This is a genomic window from Citrobacter sp. wls706 (genome assembly GCF_005281305.1).
GTDB classification, from domain to species: Bacteria; Pseudomonadota; Gammaproteobacteria; order Enterobacterales; family Enterobacteriaceae; genus Citrobacter; species Citrobacter werkmanii.
Genome location: NZ_SZXG01000002.1, coordinates 1 through 17,265 on the forward strand (window position 1 = coordinate 1; position 17,265 = coordinate 17,265).

At 56.6% G+C, this 17,265-nt stretch carries 18 protein-coding genes and 1 riboswitch; of the genes, 10 read left to right on the forward strand and 8 right to left on the reverse strand.

What is annotated here, in order from left to right; genetic code table 11:
- The first annotated feature begins 247 nt into the window (after nucleotides 1-247).
- Both purH and purD read left to right on the forward strand, forming a co-directional pair.
- Nucleotides 248-1,837, forward strand: coding sequence for a bifunctional phosphoribosylaminoimidazolecarboxamide formyltransferase/IMP cyclohydrolase (gene purH / locus FDW92_RS00010; RefSeq protein WP_042314212.1), 1,590 nt, complete (start codon nucleotides 248-250; stop codon nucleotides 1,835-1,837).
- 15 nt (nucleotides 1,838-1,852) lie between these two features.
- A complete protein-coding gene (gene purD / locus FDW92_RS00015) occupies nucleotides 1,853-3,142 on the forward strand; it encodes a phosphoribosylamine--glycine ligase (RefSeq protein WP_042314214.1) in 1,290 nt (429 codons plus the stop codon).
- Here purD and zraR read toward each other — a convergent pair.
- Together zraR and zraS are read right to left on the reverse strand one after the other, a co-directional pair.
- Complete coding sequence (zraR, locus tag FDW92_RS00020) at nucleotides 3,139-4,464, reverse strand: sigma-54-dependent response regulator transcription factor ZraR (protein ID WP_042314216.1); 1,326 nt, start codon at nucleotides 4,462-4,464, stop codon at nucleotides 3,139-3,141. The two genes, purD and zraR, sit on opposite strands and share 4 nt — an antisense overlap.
- 5 nt (nucleotides 4,465-4,469) lie before the next feature.
- Nucleotides 4,470-5,855, reverse strand: coding sequence for a two-component system sensor histidine kinase ZraS (gene zraS / locus FDW92_RS00025; RefSeq protein ID WP_042314218.1), 1,386 nt, complete (start codon nucleotides 5,853-5,855; stop codon nucleotides 4,470-4,472).
- 263 nt (nucleotides 5,856-6,118) lie between these two features.
- Here zraS and zraP point away from each other — a divergent pair, with 263 nt between their 5' ends.
- On the forward strand, nucleotides 6,119-6,556 hold the full coding sequence (gene zraP / locus FDW92_RS00030) for a zinc resistance sensor/chaperone ZraP (RefSeq protein ID WP_042314220.1): 438 nt from the start codon (nucleotides 6,119-6,121) through the stop codon (nucleotides 6,554-6,556).
- 77 nt (nucleotides 6,557-6,633) lie between these two features.
- Here zraP and FDW92_RS00035 read toward each other — a convergent pair whose 3' ends face one another.
- The 6 genes from FDW92_RS00035 to nudC all read right to left on the reverse strand — a co-directional run bounded on the left by FDW92_RS00035 (nucleotide 6,634) and on the right by nudC (nucleotide 10,999).
- On the reverse strand, nucleotides 6,634-7,326 hold the full coding sequence (locus tag FDW92_RS00035; RefSeq protein WP_042314247.1) for a DUF1481 domain-containing protein: 693 nt from the start codon (nucleotides 7,324-7,326) through the stop codon (nucleotides 6,634-6,636).
- Between the two features lie 11 nt (nucleotides 7,327-7,337).
- Nucleotides 7,338-7,610: a nucleoid-associated protein HU-alpha gene (hupA, locus tag FDW92_RS00040; protein ID WP_001044509.1), complete on the reverse strand. Its 273-nt coding sequence runs from the start codon at nucleotides 7,608-7,610 to the stop codon at nucleotides 7,338-7,340.
- A gap of 186 nt (nucleotides 7,611-7,796) precedes the next feature.
- Nucleotides 7,797-8,387, reverse strand: a complete 591-nt coding sequence (locus tag FDW92_RS00045) for a YjaG family protein (protein ID WP_042314221.1) — start codon at nucleotides 8,385-8,387, stop codon at nucleotides 7,797-7,799.
- 33 nt (nucleotides 8,388-8,420) lie between these two features.
- Nucleotides 8,421-9,101, reverse strand: coding sequence for a deoxyribonuclease V (gene nfi, locus FDW92_RS00050; protein WP_042314224.1), 681 nt, complete (start codon nucleotides 9,099-9,101; stop codon nucleotides 8,421-8,423).
- A gap of 9 nt (nucleotides 9,102-9,110) precedes the next feature.
- Nucleotides 9,111-10,175 carry a uroporphyrinogen decarboxylase gene (gene hemE / locus FDW92_RS00055; RefSeq protein WP_042314226.1) on the reverse strand — a complete coding sequence of 355 codons (1,065 nt, stop codon included), beginning with the start codon at nucleotides 10,173-10,175 and terminating at the stop codon, nucleotides 9,111-9,113.
- A 50-nt stretch (nucleotides 10,176-10,225) separates the two neighbouring features.
- Nucleotides 10,226-10,999, reverse strand: a complete 774-nt coding sequence (gene nudC, locus FDW92_RS00060) for an NAD(+) diphosphatase (RefSeq protein ID WP_038636141.1) — start codon at nucleotides 10,997-10,999, stop codon at nucleotides 10,226-10,228.
- A gap of 99 nt (nucleotides 11,000-11,098) precedes the next feature.
- Between nudC and FDW92_RS00065 the strand changes: the two genes are divergently transcribed.
- The 7 genes from FDW92_RS00065 (at nucleotide 11,099) to thiH (ending at nucleotide 17,194) form a co-directional block, all read left to right on the forward strand.
- Nucleotides 11,099-11,578 (forward strand): Rsd/AlgQ family anti-sigma factor, encoded by a 480-nt coding sequence (locus FDW92_RS00065; protein WP_032940921.1) that lies wholly within the window; start codon nucleotides 11,099-11,101, stop codon nucleotides 11,576-11,578.
- Between the two features lie 52 nt (nucleotides 11,579-11,630).
- Nucleotides 11,631-11,740: riboswitch (TPP riboswitch) on the forward strand.
- An 86-nt stretch (nucleotides 11,741-11,826) separates the two neighbouring features.
- Nucleotides 11,827-13,725 (forward strand): phosphomethylpyrimidine synthase ThiC, encoded by a 1,899-nt coding sequence (gene thiC, locus FDW92_RS00070; protein ID WP_042314228.1) that lies wholly within the window; start codon nucleotides 11,827-11,829, stop codon nucleotides 13,723-13,725.
- A complete protein-coding gene (gene thiE, locus FDW92_RS00075) occupies nucleotides 13,725-14,360 on the forward strand; it encodes a thiamine phosphate synthase (protein ID WP_000284647.1) in 636 nt (211 codons plus the stop codon). Before thiC ends, thiE begins: the two co-directional genes overlap by 1 nt.
- Nucleotides 14,353-15,111 (forward strand): HesA/MoeB/ThiF family protein, encoded by a 759-nt coding sequence (locus FDW92_RS00080; protein WP_042314230.1) that lies wholly within the window; start codon nucleotides 14,353-14,355, stop codon nucleotides 15,109-15,111. The genes thiE and FDW92_RS00080 overlap by 8 nt, the downstream gene beginning before the upstream one ends.
- Complete coding sequence (thiS, locus tag FDW92_RS00085) at nucleotides 15,092-15,292, forward strand: sulfur carrier protein ThiS (RefSeq protein ID WP_001166833.1); 201 nt, start codon at nucleotides 15,092-15,094, stop codon at nucleotides 15,290-15,292. Before FDW92_RS00080 ends, thiS begins: the two co-directional genes overlap by 20 nt.
- A 1-nt stretch (nucleotide 15,293) precedes the next feature.
- Complete coding sequence (thiG, locus tag FDW92_RS00090) at nucleotides 15,294-16,064, forward strand: thiazole synthase (protein WP_042314233.1); 771 nt, start codon at nucleotides 15,294-15,296, stop codon at nucleotides 16,062-16,064.
- Complete coding sequence (gene thiH / locus FDW92_RS00095) at nucleotides 16,061-17,194, forward strand: 2-iminoacetate synthase ThiH (RefSeq protein ID WP_042314235.1); 1,134 nt, start codon at nucleotides 16,061-16,063, stop codon at nucleotides 17,192-17,194. Before thiG ends, thiH begins: the two co-directional genes overlap by 4 nt.
- The last annotated feature ends 71 nt before the right edge of the window (nucleotides 17,195-17,265 follow it).

The window sequence follows — 17,265 nt, forward strand, 5'->3', positions numbered from 1 at the left end:
TACCCATTTACACACAGAGTTATCCACAAAAATAAGGATCTCTTGCGATCATCACTTCGTTTTACCCCTCGTCTATAAAGCTGAAATTATCGAATTAAGGGAAAGAGAAAAATTCGCGAGCGTTGCGCAAACGTTTTCGTTACAATGCCCCCGCACAATAAGGATGCCCCGTAAGGGGCGTTAGCTGAGTTTTTACGCAAGAATTCACCTAACGCTCTCTGTAATAGTCAAATCCAGGGGATTTACCATGCAACAACGTCGTCCAGTCCGCCGCGCTCTGCTCAGTGTTTCTGACAAGGCCGGTATCATCGAATTCGCCCAGGCACTTTCCGCACGCGGTGTGGAGCTGCTGTCTACGGGGGGCACCGCCCGCCTGTTAGCAGAAAAAGGTCTGGCGGTGACCGAAGTTTCCGATTACACCGGTTTCCCGGAAATGATGGATGGACGCGTAAAGACCCTGCATCCAAAAGTACACGGCGGCATCCTCGGTCGTCGCGGCCAGGACGATGCGATCATGGAGCAGCATCACATCGCCCCTATCGATATGGTTGTCGTTAACCTGTATCCGTTCGCCGAAACCGTGGCCCGTGAAGGCTGCTCGCTGGAAGATGCGGTAGAAAACATCGATATCGGCGGCCCAACGATGGTCCGCTCTGCCGCGAAGAACCATAAAGACGTCGCCATCGTGGTGAAGAGCAGTGACTACGACGCCATTATTGAAGAGATGGATGCTAACGAAGGTTCTTTGACCCTCGACACCCGTTTCGATCTCGCGATTAAAGCCTTCGAACACACCGCCGCCTACGACAGCATGATTGCCAACTACTTCGGCAGCATGGTTCCGGCTTATCACAGTGAGAGCAAAGAAGCCGCCGGTCGCTTCCCGCGTACGCTGAACCTGAACTTCATTAAGAAGCAGGATATGCGCTACGGCGAGAACAGCCACCAGCAGGCTGCCTTCTATATAGAAGAGAATGTGAAAGAAGCATCCGTTGCCACTGCACAACAGGTGCAGGGCAAAGCCCTCTCTTATAACAACATCGCTGATACCGACGCAGCGCTGGAGTGCGTGAAAGAGTTCAACGAGCCGGCCTGCGTGATCGTCAAGCACGCCAACCCGTGCGGCGTGGCGGTAAGCACCTCGATTCTCGATGCTTATGACCGTGCGTATAAAACCGACCCGACCTCCGCGTTCGGCGGCATTATCGCCTTCAACCGCGAGTTAGATGCCGAAACCGCGCAGGCGATTATCTCCCGCCAGTTCGTGGAAGTGATCATCGCCCCGTCCGCGACCGAAGACGCACTGAAAATCACTGCCACCAAGCAGAACGTGCGCGTATTGACCTGCGGTCAATGGGCACAGCGCGTACCTGGTCTGGACTTCAAACGCGTTAACGGCGGCCTGCTGGTTCAGGATCGTGACCTGGGTATGGTGAGCGAAGCTGAACTGCGCGTGGTTTCCAAACGCCAACCTACCGAACAGGAACTGCGCGATGCGCTGTTCTGCTGGAAAGTGGCGAAGTTCGTGAAATCCAACGCCATTGTTTATGCCAAAGAGAATATGACCATCGGCATCGGTGCAGGCCAGATGAGCCGTGTCTACTCCGCGAAAATCGCCGGGATTAAAGCGGCTGACGAAGGTCTGGAAGTGAAAGGTTCCGCGATGGCCTCCGATGCCTTCTTCCCGTTCCGCGATGGTATTGATGCCGCTGCCGCCGTGGGCGTGAGCTGCGTGATCCAGCCTGGCGGTTCTATCCGTGATGATGAAGTCATTGCCGCTGCCGATGAACACGGTATCGCGATGATCTTTACCGACATGCGCCATTTCCGCCATTAATCCACGGAGCAGACGATGAAAGTATTAGTGATTGGCAACGGCGGGCGTGAGCACGCGCTGGCGTGGAAAGCGGCGCAGTCGCCGCTGGTTGATACCGTTTTTGTCGCACCGGGCAACGCGGGCACCGCGCTGGAACCAGCGCTGCAAAACGTGGCTATCGGCGTAACCGATATCCCGGCGTTGCTGAGCTTTGCCCAGAACGAGAAAATTGACCTGACCATCGTTGGCCCGGAAGCGCCGCTGGTGATTGGCGTGGTCGATGCGTTCCGCGCCGCAGGTCTGAAGATCTTTGGCCCAACCGAAGGCGCCGCACAGTTGGAAGGCTCCAAAGCCTTCACCAAAGATTTCCTCGCCCGTCATCACATCCCGACGGCGGAGTATCAGAACTTTACCGAGGTTGAGCCAGCCCTGGCTTACCTGCGCGAGAAAGGCGCACCGATCGTCATCAAAGCCGACGGTCTGGCCGCCGGTAAAGGCGTTATCGTCGCGATGACGCTCGAAGAAGCGGAAGCCGCCGTGCAGGACATGCTGGCGGGTAACGCCTTTGGCGATGCGGGCCACCGCATCGTGATTGAAGAGTTCCTCGACGGTGAAGAAGCGAGCTTTATCGTGATGGTCGACGGCGAGCACGTGCTGCCGATGGCCACCAGCCAGGACCACAAACGCGTGGGCAACGGTGATACCGGTCCGAACACTGGCGGGATGGGTGCTTACTCCCCGGCGCCGGTGGTGACTGATGAAGTGCACCAGCGCACCATGGAACGCATCATCTGGCCAACCGTAAAAGGCATGGCGGCGGAAGGGAATACCTACACCGGCTTCCTGTATGCGGGCCTGATGATCGACAAGCAGGGCAACCCGAAGGTAATCGAGTTCAACTGTCGCTTTGGCGATCCGGAAACCCAGCCGATCATGCTGCGCATGAAGTCGGACCTGGTGGATCTGTGCCTGGCCGCCTGCGACGGCAAGCTGGATGAGAAAACCTCCGAGTGGGACGAGCGCGCTTCATTAGGCGTGGTGATCGCCGCGGGCGGTTATCCAGGCAGCTACAGCACCGGCGATGAGATCCACGGCCTGCCGCTGGAATCCTCAACTGACGGCAAAGTCTTCCACGCTGGCACTAAGCTCGCCGACGACGACCGCGTGCTCACCAGCGGCGGACGCGTCCTATGCGCCACCGCGCTGGGCCACACCGTCGCCGAAGCGCAGAAACGCGCTTACGCCCTGATGACCGACATCCGCTGGGACGGCAGCTTCAGCCGTAACGACATCGGCTGGCGCGCCATCGAACGCGAACAGCGCTAACGCGAAATTTTCGCCAGCAGCGTTTTACGCGTAATGCCTAACTGACGGGCGGCTTCCGTTTTGTTGCCGCCCGTTTTTTCCAGCGCCGCCAGAATCACCTCTTTCTCCACTTCCACCAGCGGCTGGATCTCGCCACTGCATTCTGTTTTTATTGGCGTCGCGGCAATAGCCAGCGGCAGCTCGCGCTCGGTAATATACTCGCCCGTCAGCAGCACCACCGCCCGCTCCACCGCGTTCTCCAGCTCGCGGATATTCCCCGGCCAGCCGTAGTGAATCAGCAGATCCATCGCCTGCGGAGTAAAACCTTTCACCGCTTTACGGTTACGCGCGGCAAAACGCTGCAGAAAATGTTCCGCCAGTAGCGGAATATCTTCCCGACGTTGACATAATGCGGGCATTTCTATAGTGACCACGTTCAGACGGTAGTAGAGATCCTGGCGAAAACGCCCGGCACTGACCTCCTCGGCCAGATTACGATGCGTGGCGGCGATCAGCCGTACATCAACCGTCAGCGTCTGATTACCGCCAACGCGTTGCACCTCTCGCTCCTGGATAGCCCGCAGCAGGCGCACCTGCATCAGTGGTGAGATATCGCCAATTTCGTCCAGAAACAGCGTGCCGCCGTCCGCTTCGACAAAACGCCCTTCCCGACGTTTATCCGCCCCGGTAAACGCACCTTTTTCGTGACCGAACAGCTCGGACTCCAGCAGAGACTCATTCAGCGCCGCACAGTTTAGCGTCACCAGCGGCTTATCGCTGCGCGCGCTGCTGGCGTGTAGCGCGCGGGCAACCAGCTCTTTCCCTGTCCCGGAGTCTCCGTGGATAAGCACCGTAGCATCCGAGGGCGCAACCATCGCGATTTCATTGAGCAATTTCTGCATCGCCGGACTGCTGCCAATCATGCCAAACTGCGCAGCCGACGCCGATGGCAGTTCAGCGCCCGTTTCCCGCGTATGCGCCAACGCTTTTTCCAGCGTCTCCTGCAGGCGGTCAAAATCCAACGGCTTGATTAAGTAGTCCAGCGCCCCGGTTTTAAGCGCCTCAACGGCGGTCTCCACGCTGGAGAAAGCCGTCATAATCAGTACCGGAATCGCCGGATTCAGCGCTTTAATCTCTTTCAGCGTTGCGATGCCGTCCATCTCCGCCATGCGAACATCACACAGCACTAAATCAAATACGCGTTCGCGCACCTGTTCCAGAGCCGCTCGCCCGCTATAGGCCAGCGCAACCTCATAACCCCAGCCGCGCAGCAGCGCCTGTAAAATGGTGCAGTGGCTGATATCGTCATCTACCACCAGAATATTGATGTTTCCGCGCGTCATCCTTGTTAATCCTGTCGTTTCACTTTGGTCGGCAGCCAAAGGGTAAAGGTCGCACCTTTGCCCTCAACGCTTGCCACCTGAATGGTACCACCGTGCTGTTCGACTATGTTCTGCACTACTGCCAGCCCGAGACCGGTTCCGTCAGCTTTAGTCGTGAAGTAAGGCGTAAAAATGGCCTCCAGTTGTTCCGGCGCAATCCCCTTCCCGCTATCGGTCACCACGATTTTAACGCGATCAGCGCTGCTTTCACTCGCTTCAACCGTAATTGTGCCCTGGCGGCCTATCGCATGAATGGCGTTCAGATACAGATTCAGCAGAACCTGAGTGAGCCGATCGGGATCGGCCTCGATGGCAGGCAGCGTGGCATTGGCTGCAAATCGTAGCTGGATTTCCCGGCTTGCCGCATCCTGACTCACCAGGTGGAGTGAGTGAGTGATGACCTGGTTGAGATCCACGTGTTGTAGCGTCAGGTGCGCGGGTTTCACCAGCTCCAGCAGCTCACTCACCACCCGATTTAAGCGGTCCGCCTCTTTCGCCATCACCTGCGCCAGCTCGTGGGACTCACCGCCAGCCGGTGTTCGTTCGGCAAAATATTTTGCCAAACCTTTGATGGATGAAAGCGGGTTACGAATCTCATGTGCAACGCCAGCCGCCAGATGCCCGAGCGCCATCAGTTTTTCTTTGCGCTTCATCGCATCCTGTAGTTCTTTATACGAGCGCTGATAGCGCTGATACCAGAAGTACGTCAGCACGGTTGCCAGCAGCACAGCCGCCAGCGCAGACAAAACAATCAGCGTATTTCGCCACTCTCTGGCCTGAGTCGCGGCCAGGTCGCTGGCATCAAAAGCGATAAATATGGTCTGCGTTGGGGTGATAAGCTGCCCGTCATTGCTGGCGCAACGCGCCATGCCATGGCGTCCTGGGCCATACATCGGCTGGAACTGGCGATAAATTTCCAGTGCCGGCGTTATTTCACCCTCCCCCATTGGAATCTCAATTTTACGCCAGCGTTCTTGTTCCCCGGGGTGTAGCTGCTGCAGGATATCGGGCGAATAAAGTGATTTACCCACCATCGCGGAATTGCTGTGGGTAATAATGACGCCATGCTCATCGACGACGGCAAACCATAGCACCCCTGGTTGTACGGCCATTTCCTCCAGCAGCGTCTGCTGCTGGGCATGATGCATGCGCATCCCCATGCCTACACGGGTGCCGGACTCCAGAGCGCGAATCAACACACTGCCTTTTTCCAGGAGCGTTTGTCGGGCGGCATCACTTTCCCGGCCATAGTCCCGTATGGTCATAATCGAAAACCAGCCGACCAACATCAGGATTGCCGCCAGCAAGAGTCTGCTCAACCACTTTGCCACCGTGTCCTTATAAAGACGCATACGTTCTCCCTTTACCCACCGTTTCCTTTCATCGTTGCCGGTATACAGCAGAAATCATGCCATTTTTTCTCTCTGATAACCCTGCCCTCAGACACAAACTGCTGCAAGTAGCGAGTAAAAATGACCCGCAGGCGAATTCTGGCGAGTCATTTTTACTCGCTTCCCTACCGAGAGGACGAGAACAACGCCCGCACGGCCTGGATTGCCGCTTTGGCACGGAAGATGCAAAAGGGAAGGTAAGCTAACCAACAGGAGAACGGACAATGAAACGGAACAACAAACTGGCGCTGATTGCACTCTCTCTTATCGCTCTGGGCTCCACCCCAGCGCTGGCGCAACATCACTGGGGATATGGGGATGGTATGCAGCAACGGGGCGGCATACCAATGACCACCGAGCAGCAGGCTACAGCGCAGAAAATTTATGATGATTACTACTCACAGACCAGCGCGTTACGCCAACAGTTGGTCTCCAAACGTTATGAGTACAACGCCTTGTTAACAGCCAGTTCGCCAGACACGGCAAAAATTAATGCCGTGGCAAAAGAGATGGAGGCTCTGAATCAGTCTCTGGATGAGCAACGCGTTAAGCGTGATGTCGCGCTGGCTGAGGCAGGTGTGCCACGTGGTGCAGGAATGGGCTACGGCGGATGCGGCGGTAATTATCGCGGTGGCGGTCATATGGGAATGGGACACTGGTAAATGACTTAATGCCTGATGGCGCTACGCTAATCGGACTACTGAGGATGGATAAGACGCATGTGCGTCGCCATCCGGCGTTAAAATGTTTTCTCTTTCGGCTGCCAGTGACAAAAATCTTCATTGGCGACCAGCAACAGTTGCGATCCTTCGGGCGCTTCCAGCCATGCCACGCTCACCTCTACGGATGAATGGCGCTGGCGGCGCTCAATATGGTTAATCGCCCACGATTCCAGATCGGGCTTCACTGTTTCACCTTCACAGGTCGTCACCGTGTTATTCACATGCCAGCGTCCCTGACGCAATATCACCCGTCCCTGACGCAGCGCATCGCTGGTCTGGCGGATTTGATCGGCGCGATAGCGGTAAAGTGCGATTTGATCGCTGGAAAGCTGTTGTTTTTGCCCGTCGACTTCACGTTGCATGAAACTCAGTTCGCCCCGGTCATCAAAGCGTATCCGAACATGTTCCGACGGTTTACTGTATACGTTGAGTTCTATCAGAGAGAGCGAATCACCCTGCCAGCGGTATTCACTGGTGGTAGTATCGCCTTTACGCCACGGACTAAATACCGAGAGCAAGTGAACATCGTCGCTGGAATCTTTACGCCAGATGCGTACTGCCCCCTGGTCGCCAACATAGCCGCTGGCCGTGAACGGAGGAAGCTCAGAATGGCTACCACAGGCTGACAGTAACAGAACACCTGAAAGCCAAAGCGAATGACGCCAGATGGACAAAAGGGGCGAAACCGCCCCTTCGATAAAACTGTTCACTGCCACGCGAATTACTTAACCGCGTCTTTCAGTGCTTTACCAGAAACAAATGCCGGTACGTTAGCTGCGGCGATTTTGATTTCTTTACCGGTCTGCGGGTTGCGGCCAGTGCGCTCAGCACGGTGGTTCACTTTGAAGGTACCGAAACCAACCAGTTGTACAGCATCGCCTTCTTTCAGAGACTCAGTAATAGCAGCCAGAGTGGATTCCAGAGCAGCTTTAGCCTGTGTTTTAGACAGTTCTGCTTTGTCTGCAATTACATCAATCAGTTGAGTCTTGTTCATAAGTTATCCTTACAATGTGTTTATCGCTTGCTAAGCATCGAGTGCGACGGAAATGCCAGAAAAGCACTCTCCTGCATACACGCACCGATAGCCACTTTTTTTCGCCCCCCAAATGTAGACCAGACCGGGGGCGGATGGGAAGCCTTCAGGCACGACAAATCAGGCGTTAAATCACGTTTTATGGTGTCATTGCTGAAAATTTATACCAATATTGCTCTCACCAGCCTCGCGCAGGTCTGCACGAAGCCCTTTTATCAGCTCAATATCGCGTTCTTCACAGTCGGCTAAAAGTCGGAAAATTTCCCACTGAATATCCCATTCTTGCTCAACGGCAGGGTTCTCTTTCAACTCTTCATCGGTCATTTCGCGACCAGCCTGGGTCATTTCCAGCATCGCAACCGTCGTAATCGATGCCTTGCTGACCTCAATCGCATGCTCCAGAGTTTCACCGCTAAGACGTGAATGCATCAGTTCGCTTAATGCCACGCAGGCATCAATCGCCGGGTAAACGCCGTACAGATCGTAATCATCCGCAGAAGGAATGGCCTCTTCAAACTTTTCCAACTGGCTGTCGAAATTGATTTTCGCGTCTTTTACCGTCAGCGTTTCCCAAATTAAATCTAAAATTCGGCGGTAAATTTGCCCATCGCCAAATTCCGTTTGCTTGCAGAACATGGCGTAGTTTGGGTACATGCGCTCACAGAGGCAGGCCATAAACGTGACGTGCTGCCAGCTTTCCAGCTTCTCCAGGCGCAGGTGAATAGGGTTTTGTAACATGATGAGTTCTCAAATACGGAAATTAGCCGCAGTTTACCCGATATGGGGCGTTTTTGCTGCAAGCCGCGTAAAAGACGGACGTTCTGATGCCACCGCATCCGCCCAGCGGGTCGGTTCCGGTAAGCGATAACCGTTCATACAGCGCTGCACCCACGCCAGCGCGCTGTCCATGCCCACGCGGTGACCCGTGGATATAAACAACGGATTGCAGCGCGCTTTGCTGCGCCAGACCCATGCCAGCTGTTCGCCTTTATCCAGCAGCGGCGCGAGCGCACCGGGTTCGGCAGAGAGCGGCTCAAACTTGCCGCACAAACGTTTTTTCGCCACGCCAATGGTCGGGACATCCACCAACAGACCAAAATGGCTGGCGACCCCCAGGCGACGTGGGTGGGAAATACCATGCCCGTCGACGAACAGCAGATCCGGTTTTTGCGACAGCTGTTGCCAGGCGGCCATCAGCGCGGGGGTTTCACGAAAGGAGAGAAAGCCGGGAATATACGGCATGGTGGTGGCGACACGCGCCACCGTATATTCAACCAGTTCCAGAGAGGGATACTTCAGCAGAACCATCGCGGCCCGCGTCACTTCGCCACCCTGCTCAAACCCGACATCCGCTCCCCCGATCAGATCCGGCGGATCCTTGTCGAGGCGATCCTCGCGGATCACTGAAGAGGCCAGTTCAAGCTGCTGAGCGCGTAGCGACGCGAGATCCATAATGACTCCTTAGCGGTGGTATTGTTCGGACAGGCGATGCACCGCCTCCACAAACACCCCTGCATGTTCCGGCGGTACATCCTGATGGATGCCGTGACCGAGGTTGAAGACGTGGCCTTCACCCTGGCCGAAACCTGCAAGTATAGTCGCTACCTCGTCTTCGATCCGTGCCGGCGGCGCATACAGCATGGACGGATCCATATTGCCCTGCAGCGCCACCTTATGGCCAACGCGACGGCGCGCATCGGCGATATCTGTTGTCCAGTCGAGACCTAACGCATCACAGCCGGTTTCCGCCATCGCTTCCAGCCACTGACCGCCGCCTTTGGTAAACAGCGTCACCGGTACGCGACGGCCTTCGTTTTCGCGCAGCAAACCGTCAACGATTTTATGCATGTAGTACAACGAGAACTGCTGATAGTCGCGCCCGGTCAGCACGCCACCCCAGGTGTCGAAAATCATTACCGATTGCGCGCCCGCTTTAATCTGCGCGTTCAGGTACAGCGTGACGCTCTGCGCCAGCTTATCGAGCAGCAGATGCAGCGCTTTAGGGTCGGCATACATCATCTTTTTAATCACGGTGAAGGCTTTACTGCTGCCGCCTTCCACCATGTAGGTCGCCAGCGTCCACGGGCTGCCGGAGAAACCTATCAGCGGCACCTCGCCCTTCAGCTCACGGCGAATGGTGCGCACCGCATTCATCACGTAGCCCAGCTCGCCTTCCGGGTCCGGAATCGGCAGTTTTTCAACGTCGGCCTTGCTGGTAATCGGTGAGGTGAAGCGCGGGCCTTCCCCGGCCTCAAAGTACAGCCCAAGCCCCATTGCATCCGGAATAGTCAAAATATCCGAGAAGAGGATCGCCGCATCGAGCTTGTAGCGACGCAGCGGCTGCAGCGTCACTTCGCAGGCCAGCTCGGCGTTTTTGCACAGCGCCATAAAATCGCCCGCCTCGGCGCGCGTGGCTTTATATTCCGGTAGATAGCGACCCGCCTGGCGCATCATCCATACCGGGGTGACATCAACGGGCTGGCGCAGCAGCGCACGCAGATAACGATCGTTCTTCAGTTCGGTCATTTTTGCAGTTCCTTATTGCGTCAGTCCCACAGTGTATCACCACTCGTTCTTTACTCGTACTCAGCCCGACACATTGCCACCGTATCTTCGATCAAACGACGCGCGACGGTGCCAGGTGGGGGTAAGAGCGGTAAATCGTCGTAGCGATACCAGTTGGCATTGAGCAGCTCTTTCGGGTCGATGACAATGTCGCCGCTGTCGTACTCTGCCATAAACGCCGTCATCAGCGATTGTGGGAACGGCCACGGCTGCGAGGTCACGTAGCGCAGGTTTTTCACCTTGATACCACTTTCTTCCATGACTTCACGCGCCACCGCCTGCTCCAGGGTTTCACCTACTTCGACAAAACCGGCCAGCACGGTATGCACACCGTTACGATGGCGAACATGCTGGGCAAGGAGGATCGAATCATCACGGCGAATGGCGACGATAATGCAGGGAGCGATTTGCGGGTAATAGCGCTCGCGGCAGTGGCTACACAGCATCGCCCATTCGGTTTTGCTCGGGTGCATCGTGTGCCCGCAGTAGCCGCAGAATTTATGCGAGCGGTAGAACTCGGCCAGTTGTACGCCGCGCCCCGCCAACTGAAACAGGCCCACATCCTGGTCGATGACCTGGCGCACCGAACCCATGTCGTGGCGACGCGGCTGCTGCACCAGCCAGACCGGATCGCCTTCCCACTCACCTATCTGAAGTGCGCGCTGGCCCGCAAGATCGAAATTTATCGCCTCGCCATAGGGTAATTCCCCAGCAGGCAACCATAATTTTTGTTCGTGGCTCACAATCCACCAGCCGCGATCCCATTTTTCAATTATTCGATCCATATCTCTTGCGCTACCTTTGCTTCACAGGCATGTTATTAACATTATTTTTACAAGATTGACATGAGCAGATTTTAAACTTATCGATACGAGGGTCAACGTATGTTAAACCAGTTAGAACACCTGAAAGAGCGTGTCCATGGGCATCATAAACTGGTCGACCGTTGGCTGAATATTCGTAAGCACCTGCTCGTGGCTTACTACGATCTGGTTGGCCTGAAACCGGGCAAAGAGTCGTTTATGCGCCTCAATGAGAAAGCGCTCGATAATTTTTGCCAGCGTCTGGTCGACTATCTGTCTGCCGGACACTTCAGTATTTATGAACGCATTATCCATAAAATGGAAGGTGAGAGTCCGCTTTTAAACGCCAGTAAAATCTGGCCACAGCTGGATGCCAATACCCAGCTGATAATGGATTACTATGACTCAACGCTGGAAAACGCTATCGATGAGGATAACGTTCACCAGCTCCAGCAGGCGCTTTCCGATATTGGCGAAGCGCTGGAGGCTCGTTTCCGGCTGGAAGATCAGCTGATCATGCTGGCCTTTAAAACGCTTAGCGAATTCAAACGCCCGGCTTGAGATTTTCCGCATTAACGCGTAGTTTACATTCATTACCTCTATCAACAGAGGTTGCTTCTTGTCGGAGTGCCTTACGTGAAAGCGTAGGCTGAGACCGTTAATTCGGGATCCGCGGAACCTGATCAGGCTAATACCTGCGAAGGGAACAAGAGTAATTCAGCTTTATGTTGCTGCCTTTACGGGCGGCGCACATCCATTACTCAATCCGTCGTCTGACAAGCCACGTCCTTACTTTTTTGGAATGAGCTATGTCTGTCACTACTAAACCATCACGCCGCGAACAACGCGCCCAGGCGCAACACTTTATCAATACGCTGGAAGGGACCGCCTTTCCTGAGTCAAAACGCATCTATATCACCGGTTCACAGCCGGATATCCGCATTCCGATGCGTGAGATCCAGCTGAGCCCAACGCTCATCGGCGGCAGCAAAGACAACCCGCAGTTTGAGGCGAACGAAGCCGTGCCGGTGTACGACACCTCCGGCCCGTATGGCGATCCTGAGGTGGCGATTAACGTCCAGCAGGGTCTGGCGAAACTGCGCCAGCCGTGGATTGACGCACGTAACGATAGCGAAGAATTAGACGACCGTAGCTCGGCTTACACCAAAGAACGTCTGGCCGACGATGGCCTGGACGATCTGCGTTTTACCGGCCTGCTGACGCCGAAACGCGCCAAAGCGGGCAAGCGCGTCACCCAGTTACACTACGCCCGCAAGGGGATCGTCACTCCCGAAATGGAGTTCATCGCCATCCGTGAAAACATGGGCCGCGAGCGCATTCGCAGTGAAGTGCTGCGCCACCAGCATCCGGGCATGAACTTTGGCGCGCGCCTGCCGGAAAACATTACGCCGGAATTCGTGCGTGATGAAGTCGCCGCGGGCCGCGCGATTATTCCCGCCAACATCAACCACCCGGAATCGGAGCCGATGATTATCGGCCGCAACTTCCTGGTCAAAGTGAATGCCAACATCGGCAACTCGGCGGTCACCTCCTCCATCGAAGAAGAGGTGGAAAAACTGGTCTGGTCGACCCGCTGGGGCGCGGATACGGTGATGGACCTCTCCACCGGCCGCTATATTCACGAAACCCGCGAATGGATCCTGCGTAACAGCCCGGTACCGATCGGTACCGTCCCGATCTACCAGGCGCTGGAGAAGGTCAACGGGATCGCCGAAGATCTCACCTGGGAAGCGTTCCGCGACACGCTGCTGGAGCAGGCAGAACAGGGCGTCGACTACTTCACCATTCACGCGGGCGTGCTGCTGCGCTACGTGCCGATGACCGCCAAACGCCTGACCGGCATTGTCTCACGCGGCGGTTCGATCATGGCGAAGTGGTGCCTCTCGCATCACAAAGAGAACTTCCTGTTCGAACATTTCCGCGAGATTTGTGAAATCTGCGCCGCCTACGACGTTTCCCTGTCGCTGGGCGACGGCCTGCGTCCCGGCTCCATTCAGGACGCCAACGATGAAGCGCAGTTCTCCGAGCTGCATACGCTGGGCGAATTGACCAAAATAGCCTGGGAATACGACGTGCAGGTGATGATTGAAGGCCCGGGCCACGTGCCGATGCATATGATTCAGCGCAACATGACCGAAGAGCTGGAGAGCTGCCACGAAGCGCCGTTCTACACTTTGGGGCCGTTGACCACCGACATCGCGCCGGGCTATGACCACTTCACCTCCGGCATAGGCGCCGCAATGATCGGCTGGTTCGGCTGCGCGATGCTGTGTTATGTGACGCCGAAAGAACACCTCGGCCTGCCGAACAAAGAAGATGTGAAGCAGGGGCTAATCACCTACAAAATCGCCGCCCACGCCGCGGATTTAGCCAAAGGCCATCCGGGCGCGCAGATCCGCGATAACGCGATGTCGAAAGCGCGCTTCGAATTCCGCTGGGAAGATCAGTTTAACCTCGCGCTCGACCCGTTCACCGCCCGCGCTTATCACGATGAAACCCTGCCGCAGGAGTCCGGTAAGGTCGCTCACTTCTGTTCCATGTGCGGGCCGAAGTTCTGCTCGATGAAAATCAGCCAGGAAGTACGTGACTACGCCGCCGCACAAACCATTGAAGTCGGCATGGCGGGTATGTCGGAGAACTTCCGCGCCAAAGGCGGCGAAATTTATCTCAAACGGGAGGAAGCCTGATGTATCAGCCTGATTTCCCAACCGTGCCGTTCCGCCTCGGGCTTTACCCGGTGGTAGACAGCGTTGAATGGATTGAACGCCTGCTGGAGGCGGGCGTACGCACGATCCAGTTGCGTATCAAAGATAAGCGCGATGAAGAGGTGGAAGCCGACGTTATCGCCGCCATCGCACTGGGGCGTCGTTATAACGCCCGTCTGTTTATCAACGATTACTGGCGTCTGGCAATTAAGCACCGCGCTTACGGCGTGCATCTGGGCCAGGAAGACCTTGAAACCACCGACCTGAAGGCCATTCAGGCGGCGGGCTTACGCCTCGGCGTATCGACTCACGATGATATGGAGATTGACGTCGCACTCGCCGCTAAGCCTTCTTATATCGCGCTCGGCCACGTCTTCCCGACGCAAACCAAGCAGATGCCTTCCGCCCCACAGGGGCTGGCGCAGTTGGCCAGTCATATTGAACGACTGGCGGATTACCCGACCGTGGCCATTGGCGGCATCAACCTTGAACGCGCCGCGTCAGTACTGGCGACCGGCGTCGGTAGCGTGGCTGTGGTTAGCGCCATTACTCAGGCCGCCGACTGGCGCGCCGCTACCGCGCAGTTACTGGATATTGCGGGAGTTGGCGATGAATGACCGCGATTTTATGCGCTACAGCCGGCAAATCCTGCTCGGCGATATCGCCATTGAAGGCCAGCAAAAGCTGCTCGCGAGTCATGTACTGATCGTAGGTTTAGGCGGGTTAGGCTCGCCTGCCGCGCTGTATCTGGCAGGAGCAGGCATCGGCAAACTGACTCTGGTAGACGATGACGACATTCATCTGAGCAATTTGCAGCGCCAGATTCTATTTACCACTGATGATATCGCGCGTTCAAAATCTCAGGTTGCCCAGCAGCGCCTGACACGGCTCAACCCGGATATCGAACTGGTCTCGCTCCAGCAGCGACTAAAAGGCGATGCGCTCCGGCATGCGGTCTCGCGAGCCGACGTGGTGCTCGACTGTACCGATAACATGGCCACGCGCCAGGAGATTAACGCCGCCTGTGTGGCGCTCAACACTCCGTTAATTTCCGCCAGCGCCGTCGGCTTTGGCGGCCAACTGATGGTCCTCACGCCGCCGTGGGAACAAGGCTGTTACCGCTGCCTGTGGCCAGATGATGTGGAGCCGGAACGCAACTGCCGCACCGCTGGGGTGCTCGGTCCGGTGGTGGGCGTGATGGGTACCTTGCAGGCGCTGGAGGCGATTAAATTACTCAGCGGTATTGAAACACCGAACGGGCAGCTACGTCTGTTTGACGGCAAAACCAGCCAGTGGCGCAGCCTCGCGCTGCGTCGCGCCAGCGGCTGTCCGGTATGCGGAGGGCTGCATGCAAATTCAATTCAATGATGAGCCGATGCAGTGCGCCGCAGGGCAAACCGTCAGCGGGCTGCTTATCCAGCTCAACCAGCTCAAACCAGGCGCAGCGTTGGCGCTCAATCAGCAGATCCTGCCGCGCGAGCAGTGGGAACAGCAAATCGTGCAGGAAGGCGACCAGATCCTGCTTTTTCAGGTTATTGCAGGGGGTTGAGATGTTACGTATTGCCGACAAAACGTTTGATTCACATCTGTTCACCGGTACCGGGAAATTTGCCTCATCGCAACTGATGGTCGAGGCAATTCGCGCTTCCGGCAGCCAACTGGTGACGCTGGCGATGAAGCGCGTGGACCTGCGCCAGCACAACGATGCGATTCTGGCGCCGCTGATTGAAGCGGGCGTCACGCTGCTGCCCAATACCTCTGGGGCGAAAACTGCCGAAGAGGCGATCTTCGCCGCCCAACTGGCGCGTGAAGCGCTGGGCACCCACTGGCTGAAATTAGAAATCCACCCGGATGCCCGCTGGCTATTGCCGGACCCGATCGAAACGCTAAAAGCTGCCGAGGCGCTGGTGAAGCAGGGCTTCGTGGTGCTGCCCTACTGCGGCGCGGATCCGGTTTTGTGCAAGCGGCTGGAAGAGGTCGGCTGCGCGGCGGTGATGCCGCTTGGCGCGCCTATCGGTTCGAATCAGGGGCTGGAAACCAAAGCGATGCTGGAGATTATTATCCAGCAGGCGACCGTGCCGGTGGTGGTCGACGCCGGGATCGGCGTGCCCAGCCACGCGGCGCAGGCGCTGGAAATAGGCGCCGACGCGGTGCTGGTCAATACGGCGATCGCCGTGGCGGACGATCCGGTGATGATGGCGACAGCGTTCCGTCTGGCTGTTGAAGCAGGCTTGCTGGCTCGCCAGGCGGTACCCGGAAGCAAAAGTTCACACGCAAGCGCCACCAGCCCATTAACCGGATTCCTGGAGGCTTTCTCATGAAAACGTTCAGCGACCGCTGGCGACAGTTGGACTGGGACGACATCCGCCTGCGCATCAATGGTAAAACCGCCGCTGACGTGGAACGCGCGCTTAACGCTCCACAGCTAAGTCGTGACGACCTGATGGCACTGCTCTCCCCCGCCGCCGCCGATTACCTTGAACCGCTGGCGCAGCGGGCGCAAAGGCTGACTCGCCAGCGCTTCGGCAACACCGTCAGTTTTTACGTGCCGCTTTATCTCTCAAACCTCTGCGCCAATGACTGCACCTACTGCGGTTTTTCTATGAGCAACCGCATCAAACGTAAGACGCTGGACGAGGCAGAAATCGCCCGCGAGTGCGCCGCCATCCGCGAGTTGGGTTTTGAACACCTGTTGCTGGTTACCGGCGAGCATCAGAGCAAAGTGGGTATGGACTACTTTCGCCGCCATCTCCCGGCCATTCGCCAGCAGTTCTCATCGCTGCATATGGAAGTGCAGCCGCTGGCAATTGAGGAGTATGCCGAGCTGAAGACGCTGGGGCTGGACGGAGTGATGGTGTATCAGGAGAGCTATCATGAAGCGACTTATGCCCATCATCATTTAAAGGGGAAAAAGCAGGATTTCTTCTGGCGGCTGGAAACACCGGACAGGCTGGGCCGTGCGGGAATCGATAAAATCGGTCTTGGCGCGCTGATTGGTTTGTCTGACAGCTGGCGGGTGGATTGTTATATGGTCGCCGAACATCTGCTGTGGATGCAGCAGCATTACTGGCAGAGCCGCTACTCCATCTCCTTTCCTCGTCTGCGCCCATGCACCGGGGGCGTTGAACCCGCATCCATCATGGACGAGCGACAGTTGCTCCAGACCATTTGCGCGTTTCGTTTACTGGCACCGGAAATTGAGCTGTCGCTCTCCACCCGCGAATCCCCCTGGTTTCGTGACCATGTGATCCCGCTGGCGATCAACAATGTCAGCGCCTTCTCGAAAACCCAGCCCGGCGGTTATGCCGATAACCATCCAGAGCTGGAACAGTTCGCCCCGCACGATGACCGTCGCCCCGAAGCCGTTGCTGAAGCACTCATGGCGCAGGGATTACAGCCCGTGTGGAAAGACTGGGACAGCTATCTGGGGCGCGCTGCGCAGATACCGTAAACCCGGAGCGATCGCATTAAACAAAAGCCCTGACTATTGCAGTCAGGGCTTTAAGTTACTACAAACTTCAG